9 protein-coding genes are annotated in these 15250 nt (G+C 35.8%); 8 read left to right on the top strand and 1 reads right to left on the bottom strand.

Annotation, left to right across the window (positions count from 1 at the left end; genetic code table 11):
• Positions 1-128: 128 nt before the first annotated feature.
• The 4 genes from FLP_RS20135 (at position 129) to secA (ending at position 5427) form a co-directional block, all read left to right on the top strand.
• The gene (locus tag FLP_RS20135; RefSeq protein WP_065451292.1) at positions 129-815 is read left to right on the top strand and encodes an ABC transporter ATP-binding protein; all 687 of its coding nucleotides are present in this window, start codon (positions 129-131) and stop codon (positions 813-815) included.
• A 174-nt stretch (positions 816-989) separates the two neighbouring features.
• Positions 990-1559 carry a cob(I)yrinic acid a,c-diamide adenosyltransferase gene (locus FLP_RS20130; protein ID WP_065451291.1) on the top strand — a complete coding sequence of 190 codons (570 nt, stop codon included), beginning with the start codon at positions 990-992 and terminating at the stop codon, positions 1557-1559.
• Between the two features lie 217 nt (positions 1560-1776).
• Positions 1777-1998, top strand: coding sequence for a DUF2795 domain-containing protein (locus FLP_RS20125; protein WP_007138072.1), 222 nt, complete (start codon positions 1777-1779; stop codon positions 1996-1998).
• An 87-nt stretch (positions 1999-2085) separates the two neighbouring features.
• Positions 2086-5427, top strand: a complete 3342-nt coding sequence (secA, locus tag FLP_RS20120; RefSeq protein ID WP_065451290.1) for a preprotein translocase subunit SecA — start codon at positions 2086-2088, stop codon at positions 5425-5427.
• Positions 5428-5632: 205 nt separating this feature from the next.
• On the opposite strand, the gene FLP_RS20115 is transcribed toward secA, so the two are convergent.
• Complete coding sequence (locus FLP_RS20115; RefSeq protein WP_065451289.1) at positions 5633-6367, bottom strand: GntR family transcriptional regulator; 735 nt, start codon at positions 6365-6367, stop codon at positions 5633-5635.
• A gap of 261 nt (positions 6368-6628) precedes the next feature.
• Here FLP_RS20115 and FLP_RS20110 point away from each other — a divergent pair, with 261 nt between their 5' ends.
• From FLP_RS20110 to FLP_RS20095, 4 genes are read left to right on the top strand one after another with little or no spacing between them, the layout of a single operon-like run.
• Positions 6629-9310, top strand: a complete 2682-nt coding sequence (locus tag FLP_RS20110; protein WP_083195917.1) for an ROK family protein — start codon at positions 6629-6631, stop codon at positions 9308-9310.
• Between the two features lie 50 nt (positions 9311-9360).
• A complete protein-coding gene (locus FLP_RS20105; protein ID WP_083195916.1) occupies positions 9361-12423 on the top strand; it encodes a SusC/RagA family TonB-linked outer membrane protein in 3063 nt (1020 codons plus the stop codon).
• 11 nt (positions 12424-12434) lie between these two features.
• Positions 12435-14024, top strand: a complete 1590-nt coding sequence (locus FLP_RS20100) for a RagB/SusD family nutrient uptake outer membrane protein (protein ID WP_065451287.1) — start codon at positions 12435-12437, stop codon at positions 14022-14024.
• Positions 14025-14035: 11 nt separating this feature from the next.
• Entirely contained in the window at positions 14036-15220 is a 1185-nt protein-coding gene (locus FLP_RS20095; RefSeq protein ID WP_123921691.1) for a SusE domain-containing protein, read from the top strand.
• Positions 15221-15250 lie beyond the last annotated feature (30 nt).

Genomic DNA, 15250 nt, shown 5'->3' with positions numbered 1-15250 from the left:
TTAAAAAAATTTGACGAAAAAATGCGAAGCCTTATAAATGGCTGTTTTTGTAACAAAAATCAATTTCAGGCTACTTATCATTTATTGAAAAGTGTTTTGTACTTTTAAATCCAAAATTGTAAATCGAAATGGCAAATCCATTAATTAAAATAACCAACATCAAACGAGATTTTGTATTGGGCAACGAAATCGTCTATGTCTTAAAGGGTATAGATTTAGAAATCAACAAAGGCGAATACGTAGCTTTAATGGGGCCATCGGGATCCGGAAAATCGACTTTAATGAATTTATTAGGTTGTCTGGATACGCCCACTTCAGGACATTACGTATTGAATGGAAAAGATGTGAGCCAGATGAAAGACGATGAATTGGCCGGAATTCGAAATAAAGAAATTGGATTTGTATTTCAAACCTTTAATCTTTTACCCAGAACAACTGCTTTAGATAATGTGGCATTACCCATGATTTATGCAGGATATTCAAAATCTGAACGTAGCGAACGCGCGATTGAAGTTTTAAAACAAGTAAATCTTGCCGACAGAATGGATCACCAGCCCAATCAGCTATCAGGAGGACAACGCCAGCGTGTTGCCATTGCCCGCGCTTTGGTGAATAAACCTTCGATTATTTTGGCCGATGAACCTACAGGAAACCTAGACAGTAAAACTTCTGTAGAAATTATGAAATTGTTTGGTGACATTCATGCCCAGGGAAATACGGTAATTTTGGTAACGCACGAAGAAGATATTGCTGCTTATGCACATCGCGTAATTCGTTTGCGAGATGGTTTGATTGAAAGCGACACAACTAAATAATTTTAGATTTCTGATTTTAGATTCATTTGAAATTTTAGATTGTTGATTTTAGATTTTAGATTATTTTCTAAATCTTAAATTTCTGATTACATCATTAAATCTAAAATCAGAAATCTACATTCTAAAATAAACTTAGAATCTTAGCATCTCAGAACCTTAGCACCTCAAAAAAAAATGAAAGTATATACAAAAACCGGAGACAAAGGAACGACAGCTCTTTTTGGAGGTACGCGCGTTCCTAAAGATCACATTCGTATTGACAGTTACGGAACTGTTGACGAATTGAACTCTTATATAGGACTCATTCGCGATCAGGAAATCGATGCGCATTATAAAACGATTTTAATCGAAATTCAGGATAGATTATTTACTGTTGGAGCCATTTTAGCCACTCCCGCAGAAAAAGAAGTTTTAAAAAACGGTGAACTTCGATTAAAGAATCTGGGAATTATTGATTCTGACATTGAATTATTAGAAAACGAAATTGATAAAATGGAGGAAAGTCTTCCACAAATGACTCATTTTGTTTTACCAGGTGGCCATCAAACTGTGTCATATTGTCATATTGCGCGTTGTGTATGCCGCCGTGCCGAGCGTTTGGCAGTACATTTAAGTCATAATGAACACGTTCCAGAAATCGCAATCATGTACTTAAACCGACTTTCTGACTACCTTTTTGTCTTGGCACGGAAGTTGTCCTCAGACTTAAAAGCGGAGGAAGTGAAATGGATTCCGAGAAAGTAAACAGTCGCTGTTTTTAGTTTTCAGACTATAAACCAGCACCAAAAACTGAATACTAAAAAATACAGTAATTAGCAGCAAATTTTAGTTTTAAGACTGAAAACTGGCACTGAAAACTGAATACTAGTAAAGACGTTCTTAAATTTTATTAAAATAAATCAAAATTTACTTGTCTTTTTCAGTAAAAAATTTATTTTTGCACAAACTAAACAGATAACAGATGTATTGGACATTAGAATTAGCATCTTATTTAAGTGATGCGCCATGGCCTGCTAACAAAGATGAACTTATAGACTACGCCATTAGAGCTGGTGCTCCATTAGAAGTAGTAGAAAACCTTCAATCAATAGAAGATGAAGGAGAGATATATGAATCAATGGAAGAAATTTGGCCTGATTATCCAACAGACGAAGATTATCTTTGGAACGAGGATGAATATTAAAAAATAAACCAAAGAAAAAAGTCTCATCACCGAGGCTTTTTTTTTGGTTCAAATACACATTTACATAAAATAGAAATACAATAAATCATGAGTTTCATAAACAGTATTATTAAAGTCTTTGTAGGTGATAAATCACAGAAAGATGTCAAAGCTTTACAGCCCTATTTAAACAAAATTAAAACATTCGAAACCAGCTTAATGAGTTTGTCTCACGACGAATTGAGAGCCAGAACCGCGTATTTTAAAGAAAAAATAAAAGAAGCAAGAGCTGATAAAGATGCTAAAATTGCTGCACTTAAAGCAGAAGTTGAAAACATCGAAGACATCGACAAAAGAGAAGATCTTTATGATGCTATCGATTCTCTTGAAAAAGAAGCATACGAAATTTCAGAAAAAACTTTATTGGAGATTCTTCCTGAGGCTTTTTCTGTTGTTAAGGAAACAGCGCGTCGTTTTAAAGACAATTCATTTATTGAAGTTACTGCAACGCCAAAAGACCGCGAATTTTCTGCCACAAAAACGTATATCACTATTGATGGTGAAAAAGCAGTTTGGGCAAACAAATGGAATGCTGCCGGAAAAGAAATTACATGGGACATGATTCACTATGATGTTCAGTTAATTGGTGGTATGGTATTGCACGAAGGTAAAGTTGCCGAGATGCAAACGGGTGAAGGAAAAACTTTGGTGGCTACATTGCCGCTTTACTTAAACGCTTTGACCGGAAACGGTGTTCACTTAGTAACGGTGAATGATTACTTGGCAAAACGTGATAGTACATGGAAAGCACCTTTATTCGAATTTCACGGTTTAACTGTTGATTGTATTGATAATCACCAGCCAAGTACAGAACAAAGAAAAAAAGCATACGACGCTGATATCACTTACGGAACCAACAACGAATTTGGTTTTGACTACTTAAGAGATAACATGGCACATTCGCCAAACGATTTAGTGCAAAGAAAACACAACTACGCTATTGTCGATGAGGTCGATTCTGTATTAATTGATGATGCAAGAACACCGCTTATTATTTCAGGACCGGTTCCGCAAGGAGATCGTCATGAATTTAATGAGTTGAAACCAAAAATCGAAAACTTAGTAGCACAACAACGTCAGTTAGCGAATGGTTTCTTAGCTGAGGCTAAAAAATTAATCAAAGAAGGAAACACTAAAGAAGGTGGATTCTTATTATTGAGAGCTTACAGAAGTTTACCTAAAAACAAGGCATTAATTAAATTTTTGAGTGAAGAAGGAATCAAACAATTGCTTCAAAAAACTGAAAATCAATACATGCAGGATAACAATCGCGAAATGCATAAAGTGGATGAAGCTTTGTATTTTGTAATTGAAGAAAAAAACAATCAGGTTGAATTGACTGATAATGGTATTCAATACCTTTCTGGAGATACAGATCCTGACTTTTTTGTACTTCCGGATATTGGAACTGAAATTGCTGCTATCGAAAAACAAAAACTGGATAAAGATGGTGAAGCTGAAGCTAAAGAAAGATTATTTCAGGATTTTGGAGTAAAAAGCGAGCGTATTCACACGCTGACTCAACTTTTAAAAGCATATGCTTTATTTGAAAAAGATGTAGAGTACGTAATCATGGACAACAAAATTATGATTGTCGATGAGCAAACAGGTCGTATCATGGATGGTCGTCGTTATTCTGACGGATTACACCAGGCGATTGAAGCTAAAGAAAATGTAAAAATCGAAGCTGCTACGCAAACATTTGCAACTGTTACATTACAGAATTATTTCAGAATGTACAGCAAATTAGGTGGTATGACAGGTACAGCAGTTACAGAAGCTGGAGAGTTATGGCAGATTTATAAATTAGACGTTGTGGAGATTCCAACCAACCGTCCGATTTCAAGACAAGACAAAGAAGATTATATCTACAAAACTACACGTGAGAAATTCAACGCGGTAATTGAAGATGTTACTGAATTATCAAACGCAGGAAGACCAGTATTGATTGGAACAACTTCTGTAGAGATTTCAGAATTATTAAGCCGTATGTTGAAAATGAGAGGCGTTACCCATAACGTTTTGAATGCTAAAATGCACAAACAAGAGGCTCAAATCGTTGAAGAAGCAGGTAAAGCCGGAGTTGTAACTATTGCAACGAACATGGCTGGTCGTGGTACCGATATTAAATTATCTGCAGAAGTTAAAGCTGCAGGAGGTTTAGCAATTGTGGGTACAGAGCGTCATGATTCCCGTCGTGTAGACAGACAGTTACGTGGTCGTGCAGGACGTCAGGGAGATCCGGGAAGTTCTCAATTCTATGTTTCTCTTGAAGATAACTTAATGCGTTTATTTGGTTCTGAAAGAGTTGCTAAAGTTATGGACAGAATGGGATTGCAAGAAGGTGAAGTTATTCAACATTCAATGATGACTAAATCTATCGAGCGTGCTCAGAAAAAAGTAGAAGAAAACAACTTTGGTGTTCGTAAACGTTTATTAGAGTATGATGACGTAATGAACTCTCAACGTGAAGTAGTGTACAAACGTCGTCGTCACGCCTTATTTGGTGAGCGTTTGAAACTGGATATCGCGAATATGCTTTATGATACTTGCGAATTGATCGTAAGCAACAATAAAATAGCAAATGATTTCAAAACGTTTGATTTTGATTTAATTCGTTATTTCGGAATTACATCTCCAATCTCTGAAGCAGATTTTACAAGATTATCAGATATTGAAGTTACAGGAAAAGTATACAAAGAAGCGTTGGCTTTTTATACTGAAAAAACAGAAAGAAGCGCAAGAGAAGCTTACCCAATTATTCAGGGAGTTTACGAAGAGCCAAACAACCAATTCGAGCGTATTGTAGTTCCGTTTACTGACGGAATCAAAACTTTGAATGTTGTTACAGACCTTAAAAAAGCGTATGACAGCCAAGGTGCTCAGTTGATTGCTGATTTCGAGAAAAACATCACTTTATCAATTGTTGATGAAGCCTGGAAAAAACACTTACGTAAAATGGACGAATTGAAACAATCTGTTCAATTGGCCGTTCACGAGCAAAAAGATCCATTGCTTATTTACAAATTAGAAGCATTTAATTTGTTTAGAGGAATGTTAGACAACGTTAATAAAGAAGTGATTTCATTCTTGTTTAAAGGTGATTTACCAGCTCAAAACGTTCCTGAAATCCACGAAGCAAAAGAAGTTCGACAAAAAGAAAACTTCAAATTGAGCAAAGACGAAATTGTAAACAGCGAAGACATCAACCGCGAAGCTGGAGAAACACAACAACGTCAGGTTACAGAAACTATCGTAAGAGACATGCCGAAAATCAACCGTAATGATACTGTTACAGTTCAGGAAGTTGCAACAGGCAGAACTGAAGAAATGAAATTTAAGAAAGCAGAAACTTTAATCGCTTCCGGCGCTTGGGTTCTTGTTAAATAAGTTACAGTTCACAATCGCAGTTTTGAGTTTCTAAACTTTGACTATAAATTACATCAAACCCGACAAGTTTTAAAAACTTGTCGGGTTTGTCGTTTTACAAAGTTCCGATTCAGATAGAGACTGAAAAAAAAAAAAGAAACTCCAACTTATAAATTTATAATTGGAGTTTCTTATCTAAAATGCCATTATTTTATTATTTCAGATATTATATTTCGCGCTCGAATTCAAGTGTATAGGTAAAACTGTCCGCTTTATAATATCCAACATTCCATTCTAAAGGTCTGCTGCCCGGATCAAATACAAATCTTTTACGCTTTAAGATTGGATCTCCTGCCTTTATTTCCAGCTTTCCAGCCAAATAAGAATCTGCACTAATGGCACTAATCTCTTCTTTAGATAATTTTACAATCGAATTAAAATCCTGTTCAAGTATTTCGTACAATGGGCGAGAAAAATCCTCATTCCCTGTTAATCCTATTCGCGGATTAAAATAGGAAATAAAATAGACAAACGGATATTCTGCTTTTCCTCTTAAGCGTTCTAGTTTCAAAATCCTTATATCTTCTTTTATATCAAAAAACAAGCAAAGCTCTTCAGTTGGTTTTACCCAGCTTAAATGCAATTCATAATTTTTGGTCTCTATGCCTAACGCTTTCATTTCTTGCGAAAAGCTCAACCAATTTTGAGCTTTAGAACTAATAGAGGATTTCTTTACAAATGTACCTACTCCCTTTTTTCGCATTAACAACCCTTCATAAACTAGCTTATTGATAGATTGACGCAAGGTTGCTCTTGATATACCTAATTGTTTAGACAAAGCGACCTCATTAGGCAATTTCACTCCTTTTTGATACTCCTCAGACTTAATTGCTACTCTTAATTGCTCTTCTATCTGAACATGCAGAGGAATAGAACTGGCGTGATTTAGTGTTATTTTCATAGGTATTTAATAAATTCTTTGAGAATTACTCATTTTTATAAAACATTTAAAATCAGCTGTTTTAAATAAAAAAATTCAACATAATAAGGCAGTAAAACCTATTTATTCAAGTTATTAGAGGCAAAGTTACTTTATTTTTTTGACAAAAGTAACAACCTCCTTTTGTAGTTTGATAACAATTTATTTACTTTGCTATAACGATATTGTACATACATATGTACATATCAAATTTAAAAGCTATTTATCTTAACCTTAAACCACATGAAAATTTATTATTTAGGAATAGACATAGGAGGTTCGCATTTATCAGGAGCTTTATTAAATTCTCAGACCGGAGTACTACTTGCAGATTCATATCAAAAAAACCTTTTAGATTCTAATGGCTCTTGTGATGATTTTATAAAATCTTTTGAGAACCTTATTGATAAAATAACACATAACACAAACATTACTTTAAATCAAATTGCTGCCGTAGGTATTTCTATGCCAGGTCCGTTTAACTATGAGGAAGGTATCTCAGAAATCAATGGTGTAAAAAAATACGATTCATTATTTGGATTGAATGTTAAGCAAGCAATCAAAAAAATTGTAAAAAATAGTCCGGTGTACTTTTTAAATGATGCCGAAAGTTTTGCAATGGGAGAATATCATGCAGGCGCAGCAAAGAATAAGTCCCGATGCCTTGTACTAACATTAGGAACCGGCTTTGGAAGTACTTATCTGATTAATGGCAAGGTACAATCTGGAGAAAAAAACGGTGTTGCTCCCAATGGTTACTTATATAATATCCCATTTAAGAAAGGAATAGCCGACGATTATTTTTCGACGCGCTGGTTTGTTAAGAAATGGAATAAATTAAATCGGGAACAAGTGGTTACCGTAAAAGAGATAACAGCTCTGGCAGACCTTAACGACTCCGATGCTATTTTTCTATTTAATGAATTTGCCCAAAACTTTATCCGGTTTATGACTCCATGGATTAATAAATTCCAGCCAGAAAGTCTTGTTCTGGGAGGAGGATTAGCAAAAGCATCTCATCACTTTCTAGATACAATTAAAGAAGAAATTAAAAAAATAAATAAAACTGAAATTAATATATGCACACTATGGGATAAAGCTGCCATCATGGGAGCTGCCCTATATGCGAATAACTCTTTAAAAATGCAAGATTTAAAAAAGAACAACGACTGGCGTAAAACGCAGCAATTTTTAGCTCCCGAAAAGAAAAACAACATTAAAAACAATTATGAAGCCTACCCTTCATATCCGCTTGGAAAAAATAAGATAAAAGCCGGAATAGAAGAATTTGCTACATGGATCGAACAGCATAAAACCATTACAATTGATGGTTATATTGGTGTTTTTTGGCAGCACCTCATAGAGAGCCTGGACGAAGAGCTAAATAAAAGAGGCAAAAGTGTACGCTGGTTTCATGTAGATGCCGCAATGAAGTCATCGGATGAATTAGATGAAATGTTAGTACCTTATTTAGGTGGTGATGATCCTCTTTTTGGAAAAATAACAGATAAGAGTTTAATTGACTGGTTTGATACCAAAAAACTACAATTAATTAAACCAGACACTGCTGCCGATATCAATATTATTATTGGCTGTGGTGCTTCCCTGGCCAACTGGCAAGCTCCATTAGTCTATTTTGACTTACCAAAAAATGAACTACAGTTTAGAGCTCGTGCCGGAATGGCGAATAATTTAGGTGCAGCTAATCGTATTGACAACCGCAGAACATACAAACGCTTTTATTTTGTTGATTGGATTGTTTTAAATAAACACAAAAATGAAATACTTCCTGCTATCGACTTAATTGTAGACGAGCAACGACCAGACAATTACTTATTCATGTCAGGCAACGAACTTCGTGAAGGCCTGAGCCAAATGGCAAAAAATGTTTTCAGACCAAGACCATGGTTTGAGCCTGGCGCTTGGGGAGGAACATGGATGAAAGAAAAAATGGAAGGTTTAAATAAGGATGTTGATAATCTAGCGTGGTCATTTGAACTTATGGTTCTCGAAAACGGAATAATGTTCGAAAGTAACGAATATTTATTAGAGGTTTCTTTTGACTTTTTGATGTTTAACAATTACAAAGAAGTACTGGGAGATTGCGCAGAAAAATTTAAATATGATTTCCCAATCAGATTCGATTTTCTGGACACTTTTGATGGAGGAAATCTTTCGATTCAGTCCCATCCAAGTCCTCAATATATAAAAGAAAATTTTGGAATGCCATTTACGCAGGATGAAACGTATTACATCCTGGACTGTAAAGATGAGCCATTGGTTTATTTAGGGTTTCAAGACGATATTCAGCCAGAAGAATTTCATCAGGCATTGACAGACAGTCAAAAAAATGTAAAAGAACTGGATGTAGACAAATACATACAGAAATTTATAGCCAAAAAACATGATCTGTTTTTAATTCCAAATGGTACTATTCATGCGTCCGGAAGCAACAATTTAGTTTTGGAAATTAGCAGCGCACCTTACATTTTTACTTTCAAAATGTACGATTGGCTTCGTCTGGATTTAGATGGAAAACCGCGTCCGATTAATATCGAGCATGGTATGAAGAATTTAAATTTTGAAAGAAAGGGAGCTGCTGTCGTTCCTGAATTAATTTCGGTTCCTTATACAATCACAGAAACAGAAGACTACAAATTAGAACATCTGCCTACGCACAATGAGCATTTTTACGATGTGCATCGCTATACATTGCACAACAAAATTACTATTTTGACTCATAACAAATGTCATGTTTGGATGCTTATCGAAGGAACATCAATCATTATAGAAACTAAAAATGGCATTAAACAACGATTCAATTATGCCGAGACATTTGTTGTTCCTGCTTCTGCCGAAAGCTATACGATTTATAATGAAAACCCAAATGACAAATCACTTTTGATAAAGTCTTTTATAAAATAACAATCTCTGCTATTAATTAACCAAACAAAAAAATAAAAAATGATGTATTTATGAAAAACCAGAAAACACCCAGTCCGCTTTTTGGGATATGCATATCCCAAAAATCAATGCTGTTCTTATCATTATTTTTGATAATTAACCTTGCCGTGTTGCATGCCCAAAATTCAATTTCCGGAACTGTCACAGACAGCAGGACATCCGAGACTATAATTGGAGCAACTGTTAGCATCAAAGGAACTAAGATTGCTACCATAACAAATGCTGATGGAGTTTATACATTAAAAGCACCCGAAAATTCAGTAATAATAGTCAGTTACATAGGTTTTGAAAGTGTCGAAAAAGAAGTAAAAGGCAATACGACACTTAACTTCATTTTAAAAGAAGAACAAAATCTTTTAAAAGAAGTTATTGTCGTGGGTTATGGAACTCAAAAAAAAGCCAATCTAAGTTCTGCAATTACTAATGTACGTTCAGACGTTTTTGAAAACAAACCCGTAACCTCTGCATCGCAAGCTTTACAGGGTACAATTGCAGGCTTAGTGATACAACAAGGTTCAAGTGAACCCGGGCAGGGAACCAATATAAACATACGTGGAATTGGTACTTTTCAATCAGGCACTTATCCATTAATCTTAATAGATGGTTTGGAAGGAAGCATTGACAATATTAACCCAAATGACATTGAAAGTGTATCCGTTCTTAAAGATGCATCATCTGCTGCAGTTTATGGTTCCAGGGCCGCCAATGGTGTAATCCTGATTACTACCAAAATGGGGAAATCAGGAAAAACCAGAATATCCTATGATTACATCTATGGTTTACAACAGCCAACCAACATGCCTAAATATGCAAAGGCCTGGGAATATGCAGAGCTAAGAAATGAAGCTTTGATTAACTCCGGATTACCTGCAAAATTTACACCTGATGAAATTAGTAATTATAAAAAAATAGGTCAGGGAACGGTCTGGCTAAACGAAATTTACAGAGACAAAGCACCGCAATCTACACAAAATCTTTCTGTAGAAGGCGGCGGAGAAAAGATTTCTTATCATGTTTCTATAGGTCATATTAATCAAAAAAGCTTATTTGAGGGAAATGACAATTATGGTCTGAAAAGAAATAATGTGAGGATTAACATTCACTCCAAATTATCTGAAAAATTAAATATAACAGCCAGCGGAGCCTATAATGGTTCGGCGATAAAAGAGCATGCTTACTGGACAAACTGGCTTATCGAGCAAGCAACCAGAATACCGCCAATTTATCCCGTAAAAGATGCAAACGGAAATTTCACCCTTCCAAGTGGCAGTAATTCCAACGGATTGGCACGTTTAACCAATGGCGGAATGCGAACTTATCAAAATGATGGTTTTTCAGGAGGTCTTACAGCCGAGTGGTCTATCATAAAGGATTTGAAACTGAAAGGATTTTTTGGAGCTAATCTTGCCGATAACAACAATCATGAGTTCAGAAGATCAATTGATTATGCTCCTTATTCCGGAGGAGGAGATAATGAAAGTTCGGTTATGGACCGTTTCGACAGGACGTTATTACTCAATTCAACTCTTACACTTAATTATAATAAAAAATTAGGCGAAAATCATTCCTTTAGCGGTTTGCTAGGAATATCTGAAGAAAATAGCGACAGAAGATGGTTTCAGGCCAGAAAGATAGGAATTCCCGGTAATGAATTTGGGGTTCTAGGTAATGGAGAACTGACTGATGAAAAAAACACTTATGGCAGCGGGGAAGAATGGGGAATTCAATCTTATTTTGGAAGAATAAATTACTCTTATCAAGATCGTTATCTTCTTGAAGCCAATGTTAGAGCCGATGGTTCTTCCCGTTTTGACAGTGAGAAGCGATGGGGAGTTTTCCCGTCATTTTCTGCGGCATGGCGTATCTCCAAAGAAAATTTCATGAAATCAGCAGATTATTTAAGCAATTTAAAAGTTCGTGCTTCGTGGGGACAGGTTGGTAATCAGGATATAGGACTTTACAAATATTTGAGAACAGTATCCATCAATACGCAGGCATATTCATTTAATGACAATCTTGCCAACGGTGCCTATTTTAGTGAGGCAAATCAAAATTTGAGTTGGGAAACCAGTCAAATGCTGGATTTTGGAATTGATGCCGGTTTTTTTAATAATAAACTATCCTTTACAATTGATTTATATAGTAAAGACTCAAAAAATGTATTGGTAAATAATCTGCCTGTTCCCGGTATTTACGGGAGCGGATCCCCTACTCAAAATATTGGTTCTGTTAACAATAAAGGCTGGGAATTTAGTGTGAATTATGCATTCGAAACAGGTAAGGTAAAACATACTATCAATGCAAATATTGCCGACAATGTAAATGAGGTTACCAATGATGGCGGAAGAACTCTTATTTCCGGAACCGATGTCGTTACTATTTTGAAAAAAGGATATCCAATAAACTCCTATTACGGATTAAAAAGTGATGGCTTTTTTCAAAATGCAAGTGAGGTGAGCGCTGCTGCGAAGCAAAACTTTAATGCTGCAGGGGCAAAACCAGGAGATATAAGATACATTGACAGAAATGGAGACGGCGTAATTAAAGAAGAAGACGATCGATTTATTTTAGGAAATCCGTATCCTCGTTATACATACGGTTTTACCTATACAGCGAATTGGAAAGGACTCGATTTAAGCATTTTTATTCAAGGTGTTGGAAAACGCAGCATGTGGATTCGTGGTGAAGGAGTTGAGGCTTTTCATAACAGCAACGAAGGCCCTGTAATGGATTATCATATTGACAGATGGACTCCCGCAAATCCCGATGCCTCCTATCCACGCTTAACTATTGGTACTGAATCAGCAAATAATGCTGCCAAATCAGACTTTTGGATAGAAGACGCCTCTTACCTGCGCTTAAAAAACATACAACTGGGATATACAATTCCTTCCCGATTTACAGATCAGTTGGGAGTTAACAAATTCAGAGCTTATATAACGGGGCAAAACCTACTGACATTCACCAAACTAAAAGCGGGATATGATCCTGAAGTGAATTCCAGCGAAGCATCAAACGGCCGCGTGTATCCAATAACCAAAGTTTTAGCCATTGGGCTAAGTGTTAACTTCTAAAATATTTAGATATGAAAACAAAACATATAGTAATCGCACTTATAATGTGTGTTTTTTGGGGATGCGAAAGTCTCGACACACCATTATTAGATAAAGAATCGGATTTATCTTTTTGGGACAAACCCGACGATGCTCTTAATGCTTTAAACAGCTGTTATCCTGACCTGTACAATGCAGATCAATTTATATTTAATGAATCGCTTTCTGATAATTCATACACAAAAAGTAATAACGGATCACTTGTCAGAGATGTAGCAAATGGCAGTTACGATGCATCATCGCCATTAATTCGTGATGTCTGGAATTCCAGATATGTAGGAATCAAACATTGCAATATTTTATTAGATAACATTAATAAAATAACCAACTTAAATGCTGACTTAAAAAACAGATACATTGCCGAAGCGAGAGCCATCCGTGCTTTCCATTATTTTATATTAATGAATAATTATGGAGATGTACCTTTAGTTACAAAAGAGATCAGCATCGAAGAATCAACAAGAATTAGCAGAACACCCAAAGGCGAAGTGTTGCAATTTATTTTGGATGAACTGGATGCTGCTAAAATATTACCCAACTCATATGGCGCAAAAGATAAAGGACGTTTTACCAGAGGTGCAGTAATGGCATTAAAAGCAAGAGTTTTACTTTGTGAAAACCGCTGGCAGGAAGTAGCAGCAATCTGCGATGCGCTTATAAATAAACAGGAAGCAGGATTTTTAGATTTATTTTCAGGTACGTACTCTGATCTATTTAAACCTCAGAATAAAAATAATATAGAAGTTCTTTTAGATGTTCAATTTATGCCTGTAAACAGAGAACAGGGCACTCAATATTATTTAATTCCGCCTTCTTTTGGCGGCTTCGCGGCAATTTCTCCAACACAAGAACTGGCTGACAGCTATTTGTTATTAAACGGGAAAACTATTTCAGATCCAAGTTATAATGAACTAACACCATATAACAATAGGGATCCACGTTTAGACGCTACACTTATCAGACACGGTTCTCAATTAGAAAACCCCAATGGTACTTTTACGACGATAAATACCGCTCTGGGAACTGGAGATAATTCTATAAATAATTCATCAAATGCTACTCCAACCGGATATTACGTCTCTAAATTTTATGACAAAACAGCTCGTAATATGCTGCAATCTGGCTCCAATTTAATTTTGATTCGCTATGCTGAAGTACTGCTAATGTATGCTGAGGCAAAAGTGAAACTAAATGATTTTGGTCAGACAGAATGGAATATGACAATTAAAAAATTACGTACAAGGGCAGGATTTACAAATACAAATGCCCTGGATTATCCTACTGTTTCAAATGCTGAAATGGAAGAAATTATCCGTCGCGAACGCCGTTCAGAGCTTGCAATGGAAGGATTAAGATTAATGGATTTACGCCGTTGGAAAACAGCCGAAACAGCTTTGAATCAATGGGTTCACGGAATAAAAACAAATGAAGCTATACTTATCGATAATGGATACATCCGTGTTGAAAAAAGAATGTTTGATCCTGGTAAAAACTATCTGTGGCCAATACCGCAATCAGAAAGAGATTTAAATAAAAACTTAACTCAAAATCCAAATTGGTAAAACCTAAAGCTATGAAAAAGATATATACTGGACTTTTTAGTCTGATAGTCCTCCTTGTTTTAGGAAGCTGTACCGACAATTATGAATTAGAAGTTGGTTTTGATGCACCGGAATCATTAATAAGCCCTACGGCTAACCAACTTCTGGCAATAGATTTAGAAAACGGATCTCCAACTGTATTCGAATGGACAAAAGCAACATCCTATTATGGAGGTGTTGTGTTATATGAAGTTGTATTTGATAAAGAAAATGGGAACTTTAGCAGCCCCATCTATAAAGTGGTTTCTAATGGCGGAGGCAGTGACAATTGGTTATCACTAACACCAAAACAGCTTATCATTCTGGCCAAAAACGCTAACATAGGCATTGATTCTGAAGGAATTGTAAAATGGAAAGTGGTGGCTTCTCAGGGAGGCGAGAAAAAAGACACACAAGAAACCCGCATTTTAAGATTAAAACGTCCGGCCGGAATTGCCGAAATTCCAACTGAATTGTATATCTACGGAAAAGGATTTGAAGCACAAAGTATCGAATCAGCAATGAAATTTAAAAAAGTTGAAGATGGTGTTTTCGAAATTTTTGCGTCTCTTAACAATGGTGAAATAAATCTATGCAATTCACTTTCGGATCCAAAAATTTACTACAAATTAAGTGCCGATAAAAAGTTGATCGAGTCTGAAACAGAAGCGGGTACTGCAATTACGGGAACCGGAAATGCTTATAGAATTATTGTCGATTTTAATTTACTTACCATTAAAACCACAGAAATTCAGTCGATTCAAATGATCAGAACATGGCAGTACAATCTTGGAGATTTAACATATATTGGCAATCACAAATTTGAAGTAAAAAATATTGCCCTCCCATTTTACCACGATTGGGGTTATCCTGAAGAACGTTATCGTTTTTGGATTACTACCAATGAAGGAAAAGAAATTTGGGGAAGTTATCATAATGATCAAATGAACGGTTCAAATATTCCCGGAATACCGGCATTTGGAACCCCTCCAGATGGCACTCAACCTGCTCAATATTATAACATTTACAATCTGGCAGACCTGCCAGCTCCGGGTCAAAGTCAGGACTGGATCGGGATGTACAAACTTCCTAAGGATTCTGAAAACAAACATGCAAATGTCGTTATCGATATGTCACCTAATGGAGATTATAAACATTCGGTTACTATAACTAATTAAAAATAACAGGCTGTTTGATGCATTCAAACA

This window comes from Flavobacterium piscis (assembly GCF_001686925.1).
GTDB lineage: Bacteria > Bacteroidota > Bacteroidia > Flavobacteriales > Flavobacteriaceae > Flavobacterium > Flavobacterium piscis.
The sequence above is the reverse complement of the archived record's forward strand: the minus strand, read 5'-3'. Positions and strand labels throughout refer to the sequence as shown.

Coding starts and splice junctions, on each gene's coding strand:
- FLP_RS20135 (WP_065451292.1), top strand. CDS start 129: ATGGCAAATCCATTAATTAAAATAACCAACATCAAACGAGATTTTGTA.
- FLP_RS20130 (WP_065451291.1), top strand. CDS start 990: ATGAAAGTATATACAAAAACCGGAGACAAAGGAACGACAGCTCTTTTT.
- FLP_RS20125 (WP_007138072.1), top strand. CDS start 1,777: ATGTATTGGACATTAGAATTAGCATCTTATTTAAGTGATGCGCCATGG.
- secA (WP_065451290.1), top strand. CDS start 2,086: ATGAGTTTCATAAACAGTATTATTAAAGTCTTTGTAGGTGATAAATCA.
- FLP_RS20115 (WP_065451289.1), bottom strand. CDS start 6,367: ATGAAAATAACACTAAATCACGCCAGTTCTATTCCTCTGCATGTTCAG.
- FLP_RS20110 (WP_083195917.1), top strand. CDS start 6,629: ATGAAAATTTATTATTTAGGAATAGACATAGGAGGTTCGCATTTATCA.
- FLP_RS20105 (WP_083195916.1), top strand. CDS start 9,361: ATGAAAAACCAGAAAACACCCAGTCCGCTTTTTGGGATATGCATATCC.
- FLP_RS20100 (WP_065451287.1), top strand. CDS start 12,435: ATGAAAACAAAACATATAGTAATCGCACTTATAATGTGTGTTTTTTGG.
- FLP_RS20095 (WP_123921691.1), top strand. CDS start 14,036: ATGAAAAAGATATATACTGGACTTTTTAGTCTGATAGTCCTCCTTGTT.